This is a genomic window from Bacillus sp. C-3-6 (assembly GCF_054509685.1).
The window spans coordinates 697161-718029 of sequence record NZ_CM137247.1 but is presented as its reverse complement, the minus strand read 5'-3'; the positions used below and the strand labels follow the sequence as shown (position 1 = coordinate 718029).

19 protein-coding genes are annotated in these 20869 nt (G+C 36.1%); 2 read left to right on the top strand and 17 right to left on the bottom strand.

The window, feature by feature from the left end:
- The first annotated feature begins 91 nt into the window (after window positions 1-91).
- Entirely contained in the window at window positions 92-1243 is a 1152-nt protein-coding gene (locus ACW0JX_RS03575) for a VanZ family protein (RefSeq protein WP_000128025.1), read from the top strand.
- Between the two features lie 53 nt (window positions 1244-1296).
- On the opposite strand, the gene ACW0JX_RS03570 is transcribed toward ACW0JX_RS03575, so the two are convergent.
- From ACW0JX_RS03570 to bdhA, 6 genes are all read right to left on the bottom strand, one after another.
- The gene (locus tag ACW0JX_RS03570; RefSeq protein ID WP_459245369.1) at window positions 1297-2613 is read right to left on the bottom strand and encodes a D-arabinono-1,4-lactone oxidase; all 1317 of its coding nucleotides are present in this window, start codon (window positions 2611-2613) and stop codon (window positions 1297-1299) included.
- Window positions 2601-3773: an amino acid deaminase/aldolase gene (locus ACW0JX_RS03565; RefSeq protein WP_459245368.1), complete on the bottom strand. Its 1173-nt coding sequence runs from the start codon at window positions 3771-3773 to the stop codon at window positions 2601-2603. Before ACW0JX_RS03565 ends, ACW0JX_RS03570 begins: the two co-directional genes overlap by 13 nt.
- Before the next feature lie 107 nt (window positions 3774-3880).
- Window positions 3881-4882, bottom strand: a complete 1002-nt coding sequence (sph, locus tag ACW0JX_RS03560) for a sphingomyelinase C (protein WP_089170421.1) — start codon at window positions 4880-4882, stop codon at window positions 3881-3883.
- Window positions 4883-4958: 76 nt separating this feature from the next.
- Window positions 4959-5810, bottom strand: coding sequence for a phospholipase CerA (gene cerA / locus ACW0JX_RS03555; RefSeq protein ID WP_000730997.1), 852 nt, complete (start codon window positions 5808-5810; stop codon window positions 4959-4961).
- A gap of 254 nt (window positions 5811-6064) precedes the next feature.
- A complete protein-coding gene (locus ACW0JX_RS03550; protein WP_000948241.1) occupies window positions 6065-6409 on the bottom strand; it encodes a potassium channel family protein in 345 nt (114 codons plus the stop codon).
- 118 nt (window positions 6410-6527) lie between these two features.
- Entirely contained in the window at window positions 6528-7580 is a 1053-nt protein-coding gene (gene bdhA, locus ACW0JX_RS03545) for a (R,R)-butanediol dehydrogenase (protein ID WP_000645827.1), read from the bottom strand.
- Window positions 7581-7805: 225 nt separating this feature from the next.
- Between bdhA and ACW0JX_RS03540 the strand changes: the two genes are divergently transcribed.
- A complete protein-coding gene (locus ACW0JX_RS03540) occupies window positions 7806-8960 on the top strand; it encodes an MFS transporter (RefSeq protein ID WP_000873271.1) in 1155 nt (384 codons plus the stop codon).
- Window positions 8961-8976: 16 nt separating this feature from the next.
- Here the strand turns inward: ACW0JX_RS03540 and ACW0JX_RS03535 are convergent, their stop codons facing one another.
- From ACW0JX_RS03535 to ACW0JX_RS03485, 11 genes are all read right to left on the bottom strand, one after another.
- On the bottom strand, window positions 8977-9306 hold the full coding sequence (locus ACW0JX_RS03535; RefSeq protein ID WP_098126226.1) for a hypothetical protein: 330 nt from the start codon (window positions 9304-9306) through the stop codon (window positions 8977-8979).
- Window positions 9307-9327: 21 nt separating this feature from the next.
- Window positions 9328-9669 carry a hypothetical protein gene (locus tag ACW0JX_RS03530; protein ID WP_000665754.1) on the bottom strand — a complete coding sequence of 114 codons (342 nt, stop codon included), beginning with the start codon at window positions 9667-9669 and terminating at the stop codon, window positions 9328-9330.
- 318 nt (window positions 9670-9987) lie between these two features.
- Window positions 9988-12387: a M6 family metalloprotease immune inhibitor InhA2 gene (gene inhA2, locus ACW0JX_RS03525; RefSeq protein ID WP_098519197.1), complete on the bottom strand. Its 2400-nt coding sequence runs from the start codon at window positions 12385-12387 to the stop codon at window positions 9988-9990.
- Between the two features lie 382 nt (window positions 12388-12769).
- On the bottom strand, window positions 12770-13417 hold the full coding sequence (fsa, locus tag ACW0JX_RS03520; protein ID WP_000667666.1) for a fructose-6-phosphate aldolase: 648 nt from the start codon (window positions 13415-13417) through the stop codon (window positions 12770-12772).
- Between the two features lie 34 nt (window positions 13418-13451).
- Window positions 13452-14378: a ribose ABC transporter substrate-binding protein RbsB gene (rbsB, locus tag ACW0JX_RS03515; RefSeq protein ID WP_000758975.1), complete on the bottom strand. Its 927-nt coding sequence runs from the start codon at window positions 14376-14378 to the stop codon at window positions 13452-13454.
- 14 nt (window positions 14379-14392) lie between these two features.
- Complete coding sequence (locus ACW0JX_RS03510) at window positions 14393-15328, bottom strand: ABC transporter permease subunit (RefSeq protein WP_001074641.1); 936 nt, start codon at window positions 15326-15328, stop codon at window positions 14393-14395.
- A 2-nt stretch (window positions 15329-15330) separates the two neighbouring features.
- On the bottom strand, window positions 15331-16815 hold the full coding sequence (gene rbsA, locus ACW0JX_RS03505) for a ribose ABC transporter ATP-binding protein RbsA (RefSeq protein WP_002163845.1): 1485 nt from the start codon (window positions 16813-16815) through the stop codon (window positions 15331-15333).
- Between the two features lie 18 nt (window positions 16816-16833).
- The gene (gene rbsD / locus ACW0JX_RS03500; protein ID WP_000716151.1) at window positions 16834-17229 is read right to left on the bottom strand and encodes a D-ribose pyranase; all 396 of its coding nucleotides are present in this window, start codon (window positions 17227-17229) and stop codon (window positions 16834-16836) included.
- Window positions 17226-18122, bottom strand: a complete 897-nt coding sequence (gene rbsK / locus ACW0JX_RS03495; protein WP_459245367.1) for a ribokinase — start codon at window positions 18120-18122, stop codon at window positions 17226-17228. The genes rbsD and rbsK overlap by 4 nt, the downstream gene beginning before the upstream one ends.
- A 13-nt stretch (window positions 18123-18135) precedes the next feature.
- Window positions 18136-19107, bottom strand: coding sequence for a ribose operon transcriptional repressor RbsR (gene rbsR / locus ACW0JX_RS03490; RefSeq protein ID WP_000104051.1), 972 nt, complete (start codon window positions 19105-19107; stop codon window positions 18136-18138).
- Between the two features lie 137 nt (window positions 19108-19244).
- On the bottom strand, window positions 19245-20858 hold the full coding sequence (locus ACW0JX_RS03485; protein WP_000437647.1) for an MDR family MFS transporter: 1614 nt from the start codon (window positions 20856-20858) through the stop codon (window positions 19245-19247).
- Between the last annotated feature and the right edge of the window lie 11 nt (window positions 20859-20869).

Sequence of the window (20869 nt, the reverse complement as noted above, 5' to 3'; positions counted from 1 at the left end):
AATTATTTCTATTTCGAAAGATTTTAACTTTGTATTTAAATATTTTTAGCGCTATAATGATAAACGAATTTTCATTGAAAGGAGTTTTACTTTGACTGCATATTTATTTCCAGTAAAAACAGCATTTATTTTATTTCCCTTTTTAGCAATGTTTCTTTTAATCCCTTTTTTAATATTTAATTATCGAAAATACGGTTATTTAAATAAATGGCGCTCATTTATTTTATACTCATTATTACTTTACTTATTAAATGCCTATTTTCTTGTTATTTTGCCGTTACCACAAACGTTTGATACTTGTAGCCTACAACCAGCTAATACACAACACATGCAACTCTCACCATTTTATTTCATACAAGAGATTAGTAGTCATACATCGGCAGTTTTAACGAAACCAGCTACTTATTTCTACTTATTAAAAGAGTCTGCGTTTTTACAAGTTGCATTTAATGTTCTATTAACTGTTCCATTCGGTATTTACTTACGTTATTATTTCCGACGTAGTTTCTTACAAACAATTTGCATTTCCTTTTTCCTTTCACTATTTTTCGAGCTAACACAAGTGACTGGATTATACGGTATATACAATTGTGCATACCGATTATTTGATATCGATGATTTGTTTTTAAATACATTAGGTGGCGTAATTGGTTTTATCATTGCACCAATATTTACGTACTTCCTTCCGAAGACAAACGAGTTAGATAGTCATATTGATTTGGAAACGAAACCAGTCGGATTCATTCGTCGCCTTATCGCGATGCAAATTGATTGGATTTTCTTATCTATCGTCGTACCTGTCGTTAAAAACAAAGGAAATTCTTTCTTCGTTTCTAATATGCAATCTTACACGAATATGTATGAACTCATTTTCATTACGTGTTCAATCCTTATTTATTTTATTCTTATTCCATACTTTACAAATGGAAAAACAATTGGGAAAGCATTGCTCCGCATTCATCTGAAAGGAAAATCAGATCGTATTACATTAAAAGAACTATTTATTCGCTACGGTATATTTTATTTTGCGTTAGGCGGAATCAATTATATTCTTTCTAGTAGCTCTATGTTAAATCATACAGAACCTTTAGTATTACTCGTTACATTGTTATTCCTATTTATCATTAACGGCCTATTCATTATTCATGTTTTACTGCATGTATTTAGCCGTGATAAACTACTATTTTATGAACATATTAGTCATACAAGAAATGCAATTACACTAAAAAAAGCTGACAAATAATTATTTGTCAGCTTTTTTATATACATAATGTGAAACTTTAATCAGTGGGGGTCTTACTGCCCGGCAAATAGCGGGATAAATAACTTTTCTGCATAAGGATTAAAAAACATTCCAAGTTCATCTAGAGACTTCCTCGCCTGTAAAAACGAATGAAACTCTGGATATATATCTTGTAATTGCTCATACGATAATGTATGCATTTTCCCCCAATGCGGACGCCCTTCATACTTCAGAAAAATTTTTTCCACTTCGCCAAAGTAAGCAGCATATTTCATACCTTTATACATATGAACAGCGATATACGCTGAATCTCTTCCATAGGCTGGACTAAGCCATATATCATCACCTTTCACATAGCGGCATTCGATCGGGAAGTGCACCTTATACTTTTTCTTTTCAATAAGATTTGAGATTTCTTCTACCACAGTCCTCATATACTTTGAAGGAATGCTATACTCCATTTCATAAAATGGTACCGTACGTGATGTAGCAAATACTTCATAACTCGGGCCAATTATTTTTGTGTTTGGTACAGCCTTAGCTGATAATCGACTCACTCCTTTACTTATAGAAGGAAACCATTTACACCCTTTAGATAGCAAAGAGAACATCCTATTTTCAAGTAACTCCACCTTTAGTTTATGCCATTTCAAATCACTGCCTATATTCGTTGTTTCGTTCGTAAGTTTTACTTGTACTTCATCAGAATAAGGAAAAACGAAAAATTCAAAGTGACGATGCTTCTTATACTCTTCTATTTTGTTCATTACAGTAGATAATGACTGTTTTTCACTTTCATAAACGAGTGAATACGCTGGAATAACCTTCAATTTTATCTTTACAATGATACCTAACATTCCAAGTGACAACTGAAAGGCTCTCCAATATTCTACGTTCTCAGCTTCCGAACAAACTATACTCTCACCATTAGATAAAACGGCCGTAATCTCTATAACTTGTGTTGATAAACTCCCAAAGGTAATACCCGTTCCATGAGTCCCCGTACTAATCGCTCCCGCAATAGATTGCGAATCAATATCCCCTAAATTTTCTTGCGCATAACCTTTTTCCTCAAGTAACTTCCCTAAATCATATAACTTTGTTCCTGCCCACACTTCAGCGACCATCTTCTCTTCATCAATATTCACAATGCCCTTCAATTCATCTAAAGAAACTAAAACTTCTTCTGTTTGCACAAGGGGTGTAAACGAGTGTCCTGAACCAACAACACGAATTTTCTGCCCCTTTTTTCGTGCAAGCCCCACTACTTCTACTACATCTTGTATACTTTCTGGATACATCGTATAATGCGGCGTTCCTTCTACATTCCCTGTCCAATTCCTCCACTTTTGTCCCTTTATAGAAAGCATTGGCCATCCCCCCGATATGTTGAATACTCCCCAATAATCTCTCCTTGTTTAACACGATACAAAAAAGGAAAGCGCTCACATAATTCACCAGCCTTACTATGACGAAACAAAATGGACCCTCCTATGTCCACTCGTTCCTCGCCGTTATAGAAAATTGGCGTTTGTACCTCGCCAGCACCTTCTAAAGCTAATAGTTTTGCACCCTTTGGTCTCCAAACTTCAGGCTCTTTATCTTTTCCAACTGCTCCTGAAGCAATATATCCACCACCTAGGCAAGTGTAAATAAACGGGACTGGTTTACGCACAACTGGTAAGGCAAATCCGACCGCTGGATGAAATTTCACCTCTTTATAATAATCAAACAGCTTCGGAGAATAAAAAGCAGAACCTATTGTAATCTCTGAAACTGAATTATCTTTCTCAGTTGTTTTTATGCTTCCTGTTCCGCCTCCATTTACAAACCTTAGCTCAATACCAAGTTTTTGTATTGCTTTTACAATATATTCTCTTCTTTCTTTAACTTCTAGCACTGATTTCTGCTTTAAATACGAAATCACTTTACTTTTCAGCCATTGATTCGGTATATGGTCTCCCACCCCAGCAATTTGAGCTTCATAACCCATCACACCATCTAACATTAAATATGATGACCTTCTCACCTTTTCTACTACTTTCAACGCATCCTGCACATTTTTTACTGGGGATCTTTGTACACCAAAATGAAATTGAAAGAAACGACTACTCATATCAATATCCAAACAAACACGAAAACATCCTTTAGATTTCTCAGCAATTTTTTCTAAATACACAATATGCTCTTCACAATCCACCATACAAGTTATAATGAAACCTTTCTTTGTTAGCAAACTAATTTCACACAAAGCTCTTTCATCATAAGCAGGATATCCGAGCAATAAATCATTAAATCCTTGTTCTATTAAAAATAAAACCTCTCTAGGTGAAAAGCACATAATACCTTGAAATCGATCATTTGCAGCTAAAATCTTTTGCATAATTGGAACAGAACGTAACGATTTACTTGCTATACGAATCTTCTTATTTCCACTTAACTCTATAATCGATTGAATATTTCTATCTAAAGCCACTTCATCCAAAAATGCACACGGTAATGGAACTTCTTTAAAAATTCCTCGATCCACATTTTTCTCTCCTCTTTTCAATATGTCTTATACATATTGGAAAGAAAGTATGATTTTCCTGTTTGCAAATAAAAAAAGTTTCTTCTTTACGAAGAAACTTTTTGAAACTACTTCATAGAAATAGTCGCCTCTACTGGATAATGATCAGAGTAATCATTATACGTATATTTTTGGAACCACGATGTAACAGTCCATTGTGGAGATTTCGGCTGTAACACCTTATTCTCTATATACGATGGGTTCGCATGGTCTTTGCTTGCAATAATATAATCTAAATATTCGGCAGGACTATCAGGGAAATTATATTTTGCAATACTGTTTGTCGTTGCATCCCAAGTCGCTGTATGTCCAGTATAAGATGGTACAGAAGCGTTCAATGTTTTAAACATAGATGCATACTCTGAATCATTATTGTTCTCTGCATTTATCTTATTTACGTTCATATCACCACCAATTAACACATACTCATTATTTGGTATATTTTTATTTTTAATAAAATCTTGAATTTCTTTTAATTGGTTCGTACGTACAGATGCTGGTGAAGTTTTTCCGCACATACTATCTTCAGCCTGCAAATGCGTCCCAATCACGTGAACGAAACGATCATTTTTCTTAATTTTCGTGTATACAAATCCTTTATTCGATAAATTATCTGGCCCGCATCCTTTTGCAAATACATATTGAATCTTTTCAGCGATTGGCCATTTGCTCACAATCGCAACGCCACCATCTTCAGGAGTTGAAGATGAATAGTTTCCTAACGTTTTATCCCATTCACTTCCACTACTACGACCTAATACTGCTGTTTGATTTGGATATTCTTTCTTCAAATTTCCTAATAAACGATCTGAAGCACTATTATCAAACACTTCATTTAATATAACAACATCTTGATTCTTTATATATTCTGCCGCCCCGATTAAATCAGCACGCTCAGTTTGTCCCCAGTTCGGATATAAGTTTGTTGATAGCATATATACATTATGCGTCATCACTTTTAATGTATCATTTTGATTTGTAGATGCTTCTGCTTGAGCTGAAGTTCCGCTATATAAAGCTCCTAAACCAACCCCTAAGCTAAGTACACCTTTTAGCAATTTACCTTTCACGTTTCATACCTCCATGTATTGTATAGTAATAAAAAGGCCAAATACTCTATTCTGAGATTTGACCTTTTTCAAATACTTAACGATTTCCGTACGTATCAAACCAAAGCTGAATGTATCCAGCAGTAACACGTTGTGCATCCATTAAACGCTTACCTGTCATTGGTGTAACTTCAGCGCGCCATTTATCTGCATATTCTTGTGATACAGCTGCTCTTACGAACCAATCTTTCGTATTATCATTTACAATGCCAGCGTAATCTTGTTTCGCAACTACTGCCGCTCCATGAATCCAATCTTCTGGATTTGTACCTTTCCAGTTCCAATACCCATTTCCATCCGTTACTTTATAATTATCTTTTATCGTATCTACAAAGTTTTCATATTTAGAATGGAATCCTTGTGGATACGAAAGGTTCGTAAAGTTTGCCGCATGCATCGGTTGGTTTACATCCCCTAAATAATGAAGAGATAATCCTAAATAGAAGAATGCTTGTTTCATATCTTTATTTTTGTAAGACTCACCAGCTAATTTAAAATATTTAGCTCCAGTTTCCTTTGCCTGCTTTGCATACGGAATATAAGTTTTCCCATTGTCAGGGTCATAGAAATGTGAAGCAAATGTGCTATTATCATAATAAGGATTTTCATAGTCAGCAGCATAAATACCGTTCTCTAACTCAGTACGCCATTCATTTAATAGTGCAACTCGATCTTGTTTTACAAGTGTTGTATTACGAGACATAATATCAATTGCACGGTTTACAATCCATAAATGAGAATTCACGCCTTCTTTATGTTTATCTTCAGCAGACCAGCGCGGAATAACTCCAAATCTCTGTCCCCCATCATTTTCATGAGCAAATGCAACACTTTGTAATGGAGCAACTAATGTAATAGCTGCCGCTAAAGCAAGTACTTTCTTTTTCATATAAAATCCTCCATTTTATAATTGAATTATTGTAAACATTTTGTTAGGATCCTATGATGTCGTCCGGTTAACCTATGACTAGAATATCCCACCTTTCACGAAATTTCTATCACTAAATTAAAATATGCAAATGTTCATATCATTATAACTTTATACACAGTGAATATAATGAATGAATACACTTTCATTTTAATAAACTATTATTAAGGCTTGTCTAAACTAATGTAAAAAAAGAGTAAAGCATACACATGGCTTTACTCTTTTTTTCTATTCGATAATATACTTGGCAATTGTACATTAACTGCCAACTTATGTATAAATCCAAACACTAATCCGATCCCTATAAATATGTATAATATCGTAAATATCTTTCCGAAGTCAGTTTTGGGACTAAATTGTCCATCACCGACAGTAGTCAGCGTCATAACGCTAAAATATAAAGCATCCAGAGGACGTAACCCCTCCACTGTACTATAAAAGATTGTACCAGATATTAATGTCAAAATTGTTAATACGAATAACACTTGAAATTCTTTATCTTTCCATGCTCGCAAACAAGCTTTTAGCATCCGTTTCAATGTCAACATAAATGAAAGCATTAGACTTCCCCTTCCAAACAAAATACCTTTAGTTACAGGAAAGTCTATCACCTTTCTGTACAGAAAAAAAGTAGCCCTCTTCTATTTCTAGAAAAGGGCTACTCTTTTCGATTCTATCTTATTTAGGTGAAACAAGAATTTTCACTTGTGTTTTATCTTTTACAAGTGCTTCAAATCCTTCTTCAACAACTTGATCCACTGTAATTTTTTTCGTAATTAATTTCTCTGCTTGAATTTGACCAGAGCTAATCAATTTAATAACAGCTGGGAAGATGTGACGGTATCCTAAAATACCAATAACTTCTTTTTCTTTTAATACTAAGTTATTTGGAGTAATTGTTGCGTCTTTTTCCCATACACTAACAATTACAGTTTGTCCTTCGAAGCTTGTACTTTCAATCGCTTGGCGTAGTACAACTTCAACACCTGTTACTTCAAAGCTAACATTTACACCTAAACCATTTGTTAAGTTACGAATTTCAGCTAACACATCTTGAGTTGCTGGATTTAATACATAATCCGCACCTGCTAATTTCGCTAACTCTTGACGTTCTTTAGAAAGTTCAACTGCAATAACAGGAGTTGCTCCTGCTGCTTTAGCTGCTTGGATAACAAGAAGTCCAATTGGACCGCAACCAAATACCGCTACAGCTTCCCCTTCTTTTAATTTACTTTGACGTACTGCATGAACTGCTACTGCTGCTGGTTCTACAAGCGCACCTTGTTCATACGTCATTTCATCTGGAATGTGATGAACCATATCTTCTGGTACTACTGTATATTCAGAGAAACCGCCGCCTTCTCCGCCAAGACCGTGGAAAACAAGTTGTTCACAAACATTGTAATGTCCATGTTTACAAGCTTCACATTTACCACAAGAATAAATTGGCTCTACAACAACGCGGTCTCCCACTTTATGAGATGTAACTCCTTCACCAATCTCTATTACCTCACCACTAAACTCATGACCTAAAATAACAGGTGCTTTCACATGTGTTAATGGATGTTCTTCTGTTGGAATAAAAATAGGCCCTGCTAAATATTCATGCAAGTCTGTCCCACAAATACCACACCATTTAACTTTGATTTTCACTGTTCCTGGTTTTACTGTTGGTTCTGGTACTTCTTCTACTCGTACATCACGTTGATTATGCCAAAGTAGTGCTTTCATTTTATACATCCCTCTCTATGTATATACTTAACCTGGTGAAGTTTACAATTCTATTATAATACTTCTATCCATATATTTCAAAAAAACAATCACATTCCCACTAATTTTTTACAAATAACGTTCAATATTTTGTCACTTTGTACTTTTTTCCACATCTGTTAATTCAATTTCATTGCAGGTGAAATTAGCATTGTGCCATAATAGCATAGGAGAGGTGAATATCGCTTGAAATATTTTATTTACTTTATCGTTATCGTGGCATTTTTAGATACATTTTCACAATTACCTATTATGAGTACTTTCGCTCAAAGCCTTGGAGGAACTCCTCTTATTATCGGGCTAGTTGTCGGTATGTACTCATTCGCTAATATGATCGGTAATATTATTGCTGGAGCCGCTGTCGATAAATTTGGTGCAAAAAAAATCCTTTATATAAGCATGGGAATTACGAGTTTCATAGTCTTGTTATACACCGTTGTTCAAAGTGGTGAACAACTATTAGTTGTGCGCTTTATGCATGGATTTAGTGATGGCTTTTTAATTCCTGCTGCCTTTACATTTTTATCAAAACAAACAAATGCAAAAAGACAAGGAAAAGCAATGGCTCTATCTGGTGCTGCTGTTGGAACAGCCGCAATCGTAGGACCTGCTTTCAGCGGTATTATGAAAGCAACAGCTGGCGTAGAGTGGGTCTTCATTACTATTTCTATTTTAATGGCTCTTGGTACGATCGTATCTCTATTCTTCTTACCAAATAACGTATCAAGAAAAGATACATCAAGAACGCAAATGATGAACAAAGAAGATATGGTTGAACTTTTAAAATCAGAACCGTTATTACAAGCATATATTGGTGCTTTCACATTAATGTTTTCACAAGGGATTGTCACTTATATGTTACCAGTAAAAGTTGAGGCATTAGCGCTTAAAGCATCTACAACAGGCATGATGTTAAGTGTATTCGGTATTACTGCTATCCTCTTCTTCTTGCTTCCAACAAATCGTATTTACGATCGATTTAATCGTTCGAAACTAATGCTAATCGGAATTGCAGTTATGGCATTCGCATTATCTTTACTCGGATTATTTGCTACAAAAGGTATGCTCTTTATCGTAATGATGATTTATGGAATTGGATTCGCAATCCTCTTTCCGTCTATTAACGCTTTACTCGTTGAAAATACTACAGACGATAATCGCGGAAAGGCATTCGGATTATTTTATGCCTTCTTCTCATTAGGAGTTGTTGCTGGCTCCTTTACAGTCGGCGCAATCGGAGCATCGCCTAGCATCAGCTTCATTATCGGGACAGCATTTTTATTAACATTTGCTGGGATGATTTATGTAAGAAGCAAAGTAAAAAAGACAATGATGGGATAATCCATCGTTGTCTTTTTTAAAATGCATATTTATATAATCCATAATATAATGGAAGCGTTGGAATAATGCCAATTAATTTAAATATAAAAGGTAATGGCTCATCTCGCTCTTCATATAAACGAAAAACAAAAACTGCAGTTAAAGTCCAAATGACGCTAAACAAGAAGATACATTTCCAAACAATCGAGGTTAATATTTGTATATCAAATACAAAACCAAAGAGCCCTATCCACGTAATAATAGAAACTACAAAGTCAAACTTTTGAATTGGCGTTTGAAACATACCCCTTACTAACGAAATAATAGCTAACATTGCTACAATAACTAAATATATTTTCCAAAGCATAATAATAATCTCCTATTCAATTCAACTTTTAACTTTCAATAAGCCGTATTTAATAAACAATATAGCATTATATTTTTCATAGAAATAATACAATGGATAACAAAATAAAAAGAAAATAAGTACAGTTGGTACATTGTCTACAATAGAAAAATATTTTACTAGTAATTCCTTAATACTCTCTCCAATAATAATAAACAATGGAATTATACAAATCATCGCTAATATTAAACATGGCGTTACCCTGATTTCTTTCAACTTCACCTTACAATGTGGACACCTTAATGAAAAAGGATGCGGGAGATCAATAATATGCTGTACAGTAATATCCCCTTCACACTGTGGACATTCAATAACTTCTTTCATTTATCGCTTACTCCTTTCTATCTATAAAAAGAGCCCTATTGAATAGAACTCTTTTTTGCCCAATATATTACTTTTATGTATAACCAAATAACACTGTAAATAAATTGAGCCGTAAAGGCAATAATACATCGCTTCTTTTAAAAAGAAAGTTTATAAATACCGACGATACTTCGACAATTTCCTCGGAAATATTTCCTTTCCCCACATAATTTGATACACTACACATGAATAAACACTTGTATTACATAAACTAAAATAATAACTTACTGTACAAATTAAAAAGCACATTCTTCATATGAAGAATGTGCTTTTATGTTATTAACGTTTAATCCAAACAGCGCCTGCCGATTTATCTTCTGCCTGTCCAACAACTTGGAATTTAAGTCCAAGGTTTGGAACTTTTCTTCCTGCGTCTGCAATTTGCTTGTTACTATATACTTTTGAATCATCAAAAGTTGTAACACCTTGTAATCCAGAATAGTTAAACTGACCACGTGTTAATGAATTTACACTCCATGCTGGTGTTTTATCAAATGAAAATGCAGCATCTGCAATTTGCATGCCCGTATTACCGTATGCTGCTTTTCCGTTTAAATTACCAACTAGCGCTTCTGGATGAGAATCTACAACACCAAGGAATCCTTCACCTGGATGCACCCCAACCCAGTTATCTTTAAAACTATCATCTGCATACCAAACGACAAGACCTGTATTATACACTGGACCTTTTCCTGCTTTTAAACCATTATCTGATCCCGCATAGTTTCTCCACTCTAAGTAGTAATAATGAGCTTTCTTCTCTGTCCCATCAGAAACAACAAAACCATTTAAATTCATTTTAGACTGTCCTTCTGCATCATCAGAAAATACAACTTGTCCATCAACAGTTACATTTACATTGTCCATCGCAAAACCTTTATATGTTACAGCCGGATCTGTAATATAGTCTAATTGTAGTTTCACTTTTTTGCCTTTAAATTGACTTAAATCATATGATTTATCAATCCATTTCCCATCTGTTGTATCTTTATCTCCTTGGACTACTTTTTCTCCAAGTCTATCAATTAACGTCTTCGTTCCATCTTCTGTTACTGCATGTACTTCGACGAAATCGCACTCTGCTTCTAACTCATAATTTGCTTTATAATCGAATTTTGCATTTGTTCCTTTTGTTAAATCAAAGAATGGTGTCTCTAACGTTGTATGCATATCATCGCCTCTTGTACTATAATATGCATGCTTTCCAAACTCCGGTTTAATCGTTTCAACACTTTTACCTGGTAAGTTAACACGTACAACGCCTGGACGATTTGATTTCGTAACACTTTGATCAATATAGGTAGGAACTCCCACACCACTCTTAATTTTATCGTAATCTACTTCTAATATTTTTGCCCAGTTGCCACCCATATTCTTTTGTAAGAAGTCTTTATTTTGTGGTGAAAAACTTGTCGGCTCCGTTCCTGCGATTTTTCCTGTCCAACTACCTCCACTCATTAATGACCAAGCTTCGACAGGTGAACCATTTCCAGTATATTTCGTGTCATATTCATCTGGTAATCCAAGATCATGTCCAAATTCATGTGCAAACACACCTACAGCTCCATCTTCTGGTTCAATTGTGTAATCATGTGCTGCTACTTTACCACCAAAGTAATCTACCTTTGATTTTGTACCTTCAATCGCTACTGGATCTACTGCTAATTTTGAACGATGTGACCAGATCGCATCATCACCTAATTTACCACCACCTGCTTCTTGACCAACACCAGCATGGATTACCATTAAATGATCAATTACACCGTCAGGTTCGTTTTGATTCCCATCCCCGTTTGTATCATATCTATCAAACTGATCAAACTGAGATAAATCTAGTCCTTTCTCAGCAGCTGCATGCAAAGCTTCTTTCACTAAATCACGTGCACCTTTCGGACCTTTATTATCGTGACCACTGCTACCATCAGCTCCATAATCAGATGCTTTTCCTGGAACTGTTAGCCACTCCGTTACATATCCGTCTGTCGTATAACTACCACCAGACTGCTCTTCATAGTATTGTTTAAACGTTTTTACTTTTGAACCATCAAATAATGTATAAGGCTCCTTACCGAACAACATCTTTTGATAATGTTCTCTACTAAAGTCTTTCGAATACATATAACCTGGTGTTTGATCAATATTATTATGTTTATAATCACTAAATTCAACGAGTAGCACTAATACTTTATCCGATCGAACAGATCCTTTATATGGAGCTTGCTTTGCTTTTGAAGTTGGAACTTGCCCATTTAATTGCTTTTTATTTGGTTCTGGCTTTTGCTCAAGATTAATATTTTTTTCAGTCTTTTTTACATTTTCCTTTTCTTCCATCTTTTTCTCTTTTACTTTTTTTGTGAAATCAGACGTTTCTTGTGAGTGAGCATCTGGAAGAATTTCTTTGTTCGCCTGATCTCCTTGTTTCTTTTCAATATATTGCTCGACAGCCTTTTTCGTCTCTTCTTTAGAAGATGCTGGATTAATTGTTCCTCTTTCTTTCAAAGCTTCCGCTAAACGATCTTCTTGAATTAAATTGTAATCAATTGGCGTTGTAGACACATTCTCTTTCTCTTTTGCTGGCGTTTCTGCATATGCTAACGGCGCACTCATTACAGATGTGCATCCGATAATTGCTGCAATTGCTAATGATGACAACACTTTAAATGGGGCTTTTCTTCTCATTCCATTTCTCTCCTTTTATAAAACTTAAAATTCAGATAAATTGGTGCGTTTTTGTCGAAATCTCTGTTTACTACCCTCCCTATATAAAAAGACATAATTCTATAAACATTAAACTTTCTGTTATAGAATCATGCCCTCCAGTTTTCTGGTCAGACCCTCTATCTGTTTATCCCTTGGTTCAACTAATAATCAGTGTGCTGATGAACAAAGCCCCCACTGATTAAAGTTTCACTTTATATCGAAATATGAAAAATAAAGAGTTATGTGATATATATTAAATATCTTATATAACAAATTTAAAAGACAATATGCAAAATTGCATGAAAATTCTTTTAAATAAAAAAGAATCCTAGTCAATTAAACTAGGATTCTTGATTTTCTATTATTTCTCTTGTGTTTTTTCCCAATCAGCTAAGAATTTCTCAATTCCTTGATCTGTTAATGGGTGCTTCACTAATGAAGCAATTACGTTTGCTGGGATTGTTGCAATATGTGCACCGTTTAATGCTGCATCAGTTACGTGAACGCTGTGACGTACAGATGCTGCAATGATTTCTGTTTCGATGCCATGAATTGCAAAGATTTCTGCGATTTGACGAATTAAATCCATACCGTTATGACCGATATCATCTAAACGACCTAAGAATGGTGAAACATATGTTGCACCAGCGCGAGCTGCAAGTAATGCTTGAACTGCTGAGAATACTAATGTAACGTTTGTACGAATTCCTAAATCTGAGAATGCTTTTACTGCTTTTAAACCTTCTGTTGTCATTGGAACTTTTACAACAACGTTTGGAGCAATCTTCGCTAATTCTTTTCCTTCTTCAATCATTTTATCAGCTTCTAAGCTAATTACTTCTGCACTTACAGGTCCTTCTATAAAGCTGCAAATTTCACGAATACGCTCATGGAAATCTACGCCTTCTTTTGCTACAAGTGATGGGTTTGTCGTTACTCCAGCTACTACGCCTAATGCATTTGCCTCTTTAATTTCGTTAATATTTGCTGTATCAATAAAGAATTTCATTTGTTATTCTTCCTTCCTAATTTTCATTTTATATTTATTTATTTTTCTTAATAAGCTCTAATTCAATCGGAATAGATTTGTCCACTTTTTTACCTTGTGTTATCTCTTTTGCTGTTTGCATCGCCTTCTCTCCGATTAATTCCGGTTTTTGAGCGACTGTTGCAGCCATACGCCCATCGTTAACCGCTTTCACAGCATCTTCTGTTGCATCAAATCCAACAACTACCACATCTGTTTTTCCAGCAGACTTCAATGCTTCAAGTGCACCTAATGCCATCTCGTCGTTATGCGCAAACACGGCTTTAATATCACCATTTGCTTGCAAAATGTTTTCCATAACAGATAATCCTTTCGCTCTATCAAAATCAGCCGCTTGTTTGGCAACTACTTTTAAAGACTTATCGGCTACGTTATGGAATCCTTTCCCACGTTCACGAGCAGCAGACGATCCAGGGATTCCTTCTAACTCAGCAACGTTTGCTCCTTCGCCGACTAATTCACGAATGTAATCACTAGCCATTTGACCACCTTCGATATTGTTAGAAGCAATGTGAGAAACAACCTTACCTGAATTCGCAACGCGGTCTACTGTAATAACAGGAACATTTGCTGCATTTGCCGCACTTACCGCTGAAGCAACAGCATCTGAATCGGTCGGATTAATAACAACTACATCGACACCCTTTTGAATTAAATCTTCAACATCGTTCGTTTGCTTCGCTGCATCATTTTGCGCATCAACAGCAATCAATTCGATACCGCTATCTTTTGCTTTCTTTTCTGCACCCTTTTTCAAAGTTACAAAGAAGGGATTATTTAAAGTTGAAACAGAGAATCCAACTTTAATAGTTTTATTTCGACCTTTATCGCTAGAATCCTTTGCCCATTCTGGTGGTTCCATTGAACAACCAGCAGTAATGACCATAATACATGCAACGAGTATAAGTAACCATTTCTTCATGAACTGTCCCTCCATTACGCTTCTTTTCGGCGATCAATTAATACAGCTAGTAAGATTACAAGTCCTTTTACAACTTGTTGGAAGAAAGAAGATACACCTAATAAATTTAAACCGTTATTTAGTACACCGATAATTAGTACACCGATGAATGTACCAACAATCCATCCTCTTCCCCCAGAAAGACTTGTTCCACCTAATACAACTGCTGCAATTGCATCTAATTCGTAAGAAGTACCTGCAGTCGGCTGTGCAGAATCTAGTCGTGATGTTAAGACAATACCTGCAAGCGCTGCCAAAATTCCGGAAAGACCGTAAATCATTACTTTAATTCTCGTAACATTAATACCCGATAGTGCTGCTGCTTCTTCATTTCCACCAATTGCAAATGTACGACGGCCAAATGTCGTTTTCTTCAAAATGAAGTACAGTACTGCGAAAGCGATCATCATTGTAACAGCCGGTACCGGAATACCAAGAAAATAACCGCGGCCAAACATTTGGAACATTAAATGATCACCAAGACCAGTGATCGGACGTCCGTCCATATAAACAAGCGTCAACCCACGAAAAATAGTCATTGTTGCTAAAGTTGCAATAAATGGAGCTACTTTTCCTTTCGCAATGATGATACCGTTTACAATTCCCATTACAAGACCTGCTAATAGTCCAACTGCCATTGCAAGGAACGGATCCATGCCACTTGCCATCATTCCAGCAACAAGTGCACTTGATAATGCTAAAATAGAACCTACCGATAAGTCAATACCCCCTGTTAAAATTACAAAGGTCATTCCGAATGCAATAAGCGCATTAATCGATACTTGACGCAGTATATTAAATAAATTTGGAATTTCAATGAACGCTGGATTTAAAGCTGTAATTACGACGATAATTAATACTAAACCGATTAAAGAACCGAGTTGTTGTAATACATTCCCCTTCTTAGCCATCCTTACTCTCCCCCTGTAGCTAGTGCCATAATAGACTCTTGTGATGCCTCATCTTTCCCTAAAATGCCGCCGACTTTTCCTTCATGAATAACAAGAACTCGATCACTCATCCCTAAAACTTCCGGAAGCTCAGATGATACCATAATAACGGCATCGCCTTGCTCAGTAAGCTTATTCATGATAGAGTAAATTTCTTTTTTCGCTCCAACATCGACACCTCTTGTTGGCTCATCTAAAATGAGTAATTGCGGATGAATGCCTAGCCATTTTGCGATTACAATCTTTTGCTGATTTCCACCAGAAAGAGATTTCACTGCCTGCTCTCCGCTAGATGCTTTCACATTAAGAAGCTTCATCATATCCTCTGTAAACTGTTGTTCTAGCTCGTTGCTTAGAACACTTCCCTTTGAAAGACTTTCTAAATTCGGTAAAGCTAAATTTTCTCGAATTGAAAAATCTAACACTAATCCTTCAGACTTTCTATCTTCTGTAATGAAAGCAATTCTTTGTCTAATTGCATCTATCGGACTATCAATCTTTACTTCTTGTCCATTTATAAAAATTTGTCCAGAATCTAAAGGTTCATAACCAAATATCGCTTTCATAATATCAGTGCGACCAGCCCCCATCAAACCAGCTACACCAAGGATTTCACCTTTCCTCACTTGAAACGAAACATTTTCAAATTTCCCTTTCTTCGTTCCGTTACGCATTTCAAAAATGACATCACCAATTTGACTATTTCGCTCTGGGTAACGTTCACCAATGCTGCGCCCCACCATCATACTCACTACTTCATCAAATGATGTTTCTGGAATTAATCTCTTTCCGACGTATTCTCCATCACGCAAAATCGTAATGGCATCACATATTGAAAAAATCTCTTCCATACGATGCGAAATGTACACGAATGAAACACCTTCTTTACGTAACTTATTGATTACTGTAAAGAGCGTTTCGATTTCACGATCCGTCAGTGCCGCAGTAGGTTCATCCATAATAATAACGCTCGCGTTTGTCATTAACGCTTTCGCAATTTCGATAATTTGCTGTTGTCCAACCGATAGTTCCTCTGCTAACATAGCACCTCTTACATGCAATCCTAGCTCTGCTAGTTGCTGCTGCGCAATCGCGTTCATTTGTCGAGTGCGTAAAATACCTGTTTTCCCATACATTAACTCTTTACCAAGAAACATATTTTCAGCTACTGTTAAATTCGGCAATATGTTTAGTTCTTGATGTATAAATGCGATGCCGTACTCTTCAGCTTCTTTCGCATTTTTAAAGGTGCGCTCTTGCCCATCAATCGTGATTGTCCCACCATCTTTTTTGTATACACCTGTTAAAATCTTCATGAGCGTTGATTTACCCGCTCCATTTTCCCCCATCAATGCATGGACTTCTCCTGTTTCAATCATAAACTGTGCATTCTTCAAAACAGGATTGCCATTGAACGCCTTTGAAATGTTTTTCATTTCAATATGCATTCCCATCACTTCCCTTTATTAAAAAATCACGCCTGCATGTAAAATTACATTTGCATAAGGCGTAGCCTCGCCTGTACGAATAATCGCCTTCGCTTTCTTTGTATGCTCTTTAAATTGTTCATGAGATACATACTCAAATGCTGGCTCTATTAATTTTTGCTCAATCTCTTTATTTACTTCCGCATTATTTATAATGACTTCTTCTGCTAACGTCACTTTTTCGATTGCCATATCATCAGCTACAACTTGTAACACCTCTAAAAAACTCGGTTTTCCAATCTCAACAGCTAAATCAATTCGTTTTACTCCATCCGGAATCGGTAACCCGCAATCAGCAATTACAACCGTATCTGTATGCCCAAGTGAAGCAAGGACTGCCGCGATTTCACTGTTTAATACACCATGCTTTTTCATCCAACAATCACCTGCACTTCACGTACTCGATCTCTCGTTGGCATACCGCCCTGTGCTCCAAGTTTCGTTACAGAAAGACCACCGGCAATATTCGCGAAACGAATTGCTTTTTGAAGTGTCTCTCCTTCAGAAAGTGCAACTGCTAACGCACCATTAAATGTATCACCAGCTCCAGTTGTATCCACTACATCAACAGCAATGCTAGGAACATGTACAATCTCCGTGCCATTATGGAAACGAACACCGTTAGAACCTTCTGTCATCAATAATTTATTTGGATACTTCGCCAATAAATCTTCAATTGTTGATGTAAAATCATCTAATACAATGCGGCACTCATGTTCATTTGGCGTAATATAAGTTGCTTTTTCTAAAATTTCTTCTGATAAAACTTGTGCTGGCGCTGGATTCAACATAACAGGAATATTATGTTCCTCACAAATAGCCAATACATATTTTACTGTTTCAAGTGGAATTTCTAGTTGAAGAACAACCATATCCGCTTTTACAAGAAGGTCTTTGGAGCGATCTACAACTGACTTATTTACAAGAGCATTTGCCCCTTTTACGACAACAATACTGTTATCTTCTTCTGCTAAAACGATATGAGCAATTCCTGTCGTTCTATCTGTAACCGGTACCACATAATCGATAAAAATGCGTTCGTTCTCTAAATTTTTTCTAACTACTGTTCCATAATCATCATTTCCTACCGCTCCAACTATTGCTACATTTGCTCCTAACCTAGCTGCAGCAACTGCTTGGTTTGCCCCTTTCCCTCCTGGGATTGTATGAAACGCTTCACCAATTACTGTTTCTCCTGCTTTCGGCCGTTTTTTTGAAACAGCCACTAAGTCCATTGAAATGCTTCCTACTACTGCAATATTTGGCATCTGTTTCATCTCCTTACTTCGTTGTATTTCGTTCTATAATTTCAATCGGCAAACGATAGTGTTTCTCTTCTAATGTATTTCCTTCCATTTGCTCTAACAACAACTCTGTTGCAATTTTCCCCATTTCATATATCGGTTGTGCAACTGTTGTAATAGATGGATACATCATTTCTGTTAAAGAAATTCCATCAAATCCGATAATTTGTAAATCATCTGGAATGGCAATCCCCTTTTGAAGTGCAGCCTTTACAATACCAATCGCAATTAAATCATTCCCAGCAACAATACCATCAATATGCGGGTATTCTTCTAATAATTCCATCGCTACACGCTCACTATTTGCTGGCTCAAACGTACTCTCCGCAATCATATACGAAAGGTTATTTTGCGTAATAACGTCTACAAAACCTTCAAAACGTTCATTTGCAGTACTCACATCACGTGGACCGCGAATATGTGCAATATGTTTACATCCTTTATCTAGTAACAACTTTGTCGCAGCCTGACTTCCTGCATAGTTATCTGCATATACAGTAGGAATACGCTCATTAAACATACGGTCAATCGCAACAACCGGGACAGATAAATTCATGTAATTAACACTATTTTGTGGATTTGTTGCTACAATAAATCCATCTACATTATTTTGTCTAAGTACATCAATGTATTGTTTCTCTTTTTCTAAACTTTCATCAGAGTTACAAAGGACAACTGTGTAACCTTGTTTATGTGCTACATCTTCTACGGCACGTGCAACTTCTGGAAAGAACGGATTCACGATATTTGGAACAACTAAGCCAATTAAACGAGACTTTTTATTATACAGTGAACGCGCTACTGTACTAGGCTTATAATCTAACATCTCAATTGCACGCTCTACCTTTTTTAATGTATCTTCGTGAACATATCCATTTTTATTTAAAACTCTGGAAACGGTCGCAACAGATACTCCCGCTAATTTCGCAACGTCTTTAATCGTACTCATTCTCTTTTCTCCTCATTTCATGTAACCGTTTACAGAAAATAATATAACGTATTTCTAAAAATACGTCAATCATTTCTCACTAAAAAGCTTTTAAGGTTATACTCAAAAAAGCACCGCCATAAGGCGATGCTTCTTCATTACGAGTATGATACAGTTTTTTCTTTTTCTTCTACAGCAGGCTCTTCAGCATCTTTTTTACGATCTGATAGTTTAATTTTTTGTAAGAAAATCGTAAAGATGGCACCTACTACGATAAATACTAATCCTGTTAAGAATACAGTATGAAGCGAGTCTACTAAAGAGTTTTTCAAAATAGGTACAATGCTGTTAGCAAACGCTTCTGGCATTTGTTTTAATGCCTCTGGGCTAAATAGCATCGAATATAAACCTTGTGGATCTGTGTGAATCATATCTTTAAATTTCGTTACCATTTGTCCCGCTTCTTTCGGGAATGTATCTAATACAGGTACTAATTTATTTGTTAACGTTGTACCTGAAGTGTTATTCATAATTGATCCTAAAATTGTAATACCAAATGTTCCACCAATTTGACGGAAGAACTGACTTGATGACGTTACGACACCAAGGTCTTTTTTCGGGAAGCTTTCTTGTAACGCTAATGTTAATGTCGGCATTACAAGACCCATTCCTAAACCGATAACCATCATATAAGAAGTAGCTGTAAGCTTCGTTGTGTGCATATCCATCGTTGTTAATAACCAGAAACCACCGGCCATAATAAGCATACCTGCGATAATTTGTGGTTTTACACCAACTTTTAATACAAGTTGCCCACCGATAATACTCATTACAATCATTGTAATCATCATTGGAGTCATAATTGTTCCTGATTCAGCAGCACTTACTCCTACAATACCTTGCATGAAGAATGGTACGAACATAATCGCGCCGAACATTCCAATACTCATAAAGAATCCAATCGCATTCAGTATTGTAAATGTGCGATTTTTAAAGAAATGCATTGGTAAAATCGGCTCTTCAGCTTTCGTTTCAACAATAACAAAGCTAACGATACCAATTACAGCTAGTGCGAATAAACCGATAATTTGCCAAGAATCCCATGCATAATCTTTTCCGCCAAACGTTAGCGCAAGTAATAAACTTACAACACCTAGAATCATCGTAAAGATTCCAGCGATATCAATTTTAATTGGTCCTGTTTGTTTATGTGATTTTAATCCCATTGCAATAAAGATTGTTGCTAAAATACCAACCGGTAAGTTAATGTAGAATACCCATCTCCAGTTCACTGCATCTACAATCCAACCACCAACTTGTGGTCCAATTACAGAAGCAAGACCGTATAACGCACCAAAAATACCTTGCCATTTCGCACGTTCTTTTCCCGTGAACATATCTCCAATAATAATCATAGCCATTGGCATCATAATACCGCCACCAAGACCTTGAATACCACGGAAAATAATTAATTCTGTCATACCATTCGCCATACCACATAACGCCGAACCAATCATGAAAATAACTAGCCCTGTTATATATACGTTACGACGACCAAGTAAATCCGCTAATTTACCTGCAATTGGTACAACTGTCGTTGATGTTAACATATAAGCTGTCGTTAACCATGTCATTAAACTTAATCCGCCTAGGTCACCGACGATACGTGGCATTGCTGTACCAACAATTGTTCCATCTAATGCAGCAAATAGCATCGCGATTACTAAACCGATTAACAACAACTTTCTATTTTGATTTTCTTGTTGCTCCATGTAATCTCCTC

What these genes read in the sequence shown, in the direction of transcription:
- ACW0JX_RS03570 (WP_459245369.1), bottom strand. Translation starts at nt 2,613, where the DNA reads ATGCTTTCTATAAAGGGACAAAAGTGGAGGAATTGGACAGGGAATGTA.
- cerA (WP_000730997.1), bottom strand. Translation starts at nt 5,810, where the DNA reads ATGAAAAAGAAAGTACTTGCTTTAGCGGCAGCTATTACATTAGTTGCT.
- ACW0JX_RS03550 (WP_000948241.1), bottom strand. Translation starts at nt 6,409, where the DNA reads ATGCTTTCATTTATGTTGACATTGAAACGGATGCTAAAAGCTTGTTTG.
- bdhA (WP_000645827.1), bottom strand. Translation starts at nt 7,580, where the DNA reads ATGAAAGCACTACTTTGGCATAATCAACGTGATGTACGAGTAGAAGAA.
- ACW0JX_RS03535 (WP_098126226.1), bottom strand. Translation starts at nt 9,306, where the DNA reads ATGCTTTGGAAAATATATTTAGTTATTGTAGCAATGTTAGCTATTATT.
- ACW0JX_RS03530 (WP_000665754.1), bottom strand. Translation starts at nt 9,669, where the DNA reads ATGAAAGAAGTTATTGAATGTCCACAGTGTGAAGGGGATATTACTGTA.
- inhA2 (WP_098519197.1), bottom strand. Translation starts at nt 12,387, where the DNA reads ATGAGAAGAAAAGCCCCATTTAAAGTGTTGTCATCATTAGCAATTGCA.
- fsa (WP_000667666.1), bottom strand. Translation starts at nt 13,417, where the DNA reads ATGAAATTCTTTATTGATACAGCAAATATTAACGAAATTAAAGAGGCA.
- rbsB (WP_000758975.1), bottom strand. Translation starts at nt 14,378, where the DNA reads ATGAAGAAATGGTTACTTATACTCGTTGCATGTATTATGGTCATTACT.
- ACW0JX_RS03510 (WP_001074641.1), bottom strand. Translation starts at nt 15,328, where the DNA reads ATGGCTAAGAAGGGGAATGTATTACAACAACTCGGTTCTTTAATCGGT.
- rbsA (WP_002163845.1), bottom strand. Translation starts at nt 16,815, where the DNA reads ATGCATATTGAAATGAAAAACATTTCAAAGGCGTTCAATGGCAATCCT.
- rbsD (WP_000716151.1), bottom strand. Translation starts at nt 17,229, where the DNA reads ATGAAAAAGCATGGTGTATTAAACAGTGAAATCGCGGCAGTCCTTGCT.
- rbsK (WP_459245367.1), bottom strand. Translation starts at nt 18,122, where the DNA reads ATGCCAAATATTGCAGTAGTAGGAAGCATTTCAATGGACTTAGTGGCT.
- rbsR (WP_000104051.1), bottom strand. Translation starts at nt 19,107, where the DNA reads ATGAGTACGATTAAAGACGTTGCGAAATTAGCGGGAGTATCTGTTGCG.
- ACW0JX_RS03485 (WP_000437647.1), bottom strand. Translation starts at nt 20,858, where the DNA reads ATGGAGCAACAAGAAAATCAAAATAGAAAGTTGTTGTTAATCGGTTTA.